The sequence below is a fragment of the Acidiphilium sp. PM genome (assembly GCF_000219295.1).
GTDB classification, from domain to species: Bacteria; Pseudomonadota; Alphaproteobacteria; order Acetobacterales; family Acetobacteraceae; genus Acidiphilium; species Acidiphilium multivorum.
Genome location: NZ_AFPR01000357.1, coordinates 1 through 1,059, shown reverse-complemented (window position 1 = coordinate 1,059; position 1,059 = coordinate 1). Strand labels below are relative to the sequence as shown.

Sequence of the window (1,059 nt, the reverse complement as noted above, 5' to 3'; positions counted from 1 at the left end):
ATGGCCGGAATCGCCGACCCCGCCGACCCCGCCGCCCGCGCGCGCTATCGCGACGCCGTCATCCGCACCGCCGAGACGCTGGCCCATCACGGCATCGACCTGCTGCTGGAGCCGATCAACGGGCGCGACATGCCGGGCTATTTCCTCAACGATATCGACGCGGCGGCCGCGTTCATCGCGGGCCTCGGCATCGGCAATGTCCGCCTCCAGTTCGACATCTATCATTGCCAGATCATCCACGGCGACGTGACGATGCGGCTGCGCCGGCTGATCCGCCAGATCGGTCATGTGCAGATCGCCTCGGTCCCCTCGCGCCACGAGCCGGATGGCGAGGAGCTGAACTATCCCTTCCTCTTCGACGAGCTGGACCGGCTCGGCTATGCCGGCATCGTCGGCTGCGAATACCGCCCGCGCGGCCGCACCGAGGACGGCCTCGCCTGGTTCGCGGGGCGCGGACGATGAGCCTGCGCCTCGCCTGCATCGCCGACGACTATACCGGCGCCTCCGACCTCGCCAACACGCTCAGCCGCAACGGCCTGCGCACGGTGCAGACCATCGGCATCCCCGCCGATGGCCTTGCCCTGCCGGAGATCGACGCCATCGTCGTCGCCTTCAAGATCCGCTCGGTGCCGGCGCGGGAGGCCGTCGCCGCCGCCCTCGCCGCCGCCGAATACTGCACGGCCCGGGGGGCCGGGCATGTCATGTATAAAATCTGCTCCACCTTCGATTCGACCGACGCGGGCAATATCGGCCCGGTGACCGAGGCGCTGGCGGCCCGTGCCGGCGGCCTCTGCGTGCCGGTCTGCCCGGCCTTTCCCGAAACCGGCCGCACCGTCTACCAGGGGCATCTCTTCGTCGGCGCCGTGCCGCTCGCCGAAAGCCCGCTCAAGGACCATCCGCTCAACCCGATGCGGGATTCCAACCTCCTCCGCGTGCTCGCCCGCCAGTCATCCCGCCCGGTCGGCCTCGTGCCGTTCGAGGTCGTCGAGCGCGGGGCGGCGGCGATTTCGGCGGCGCTCGATGCGGCTTTGGGCGAGGGCAGGGGGGCCTGCATCGTCG

Annotated in this window: 2 protein-coding genes; both read left to right on the top strand. The window is 70.4% G+C overall.

The window, feature by feature from the left end; all coding sequences use genetic code 11:
- Window positions 1-462 (top strand): TIM barrel protein (locus APM_RS12625; RefSeq protein ID WP_007423762.1); only part of this gene is annotated, 462 nt, incomplete at its 5' end.
- On the top strand, window positions 459-1,059 hold a 601-nt coding region (locus tag APM_RS12620), incomplete at its 3' end, for a four-carbon acid sugar kinase family protein (RefSeq protein WP_039888580.1). The genes APM_RS12625 and APM_RS12620, both read left to right, overlap by 4 nt.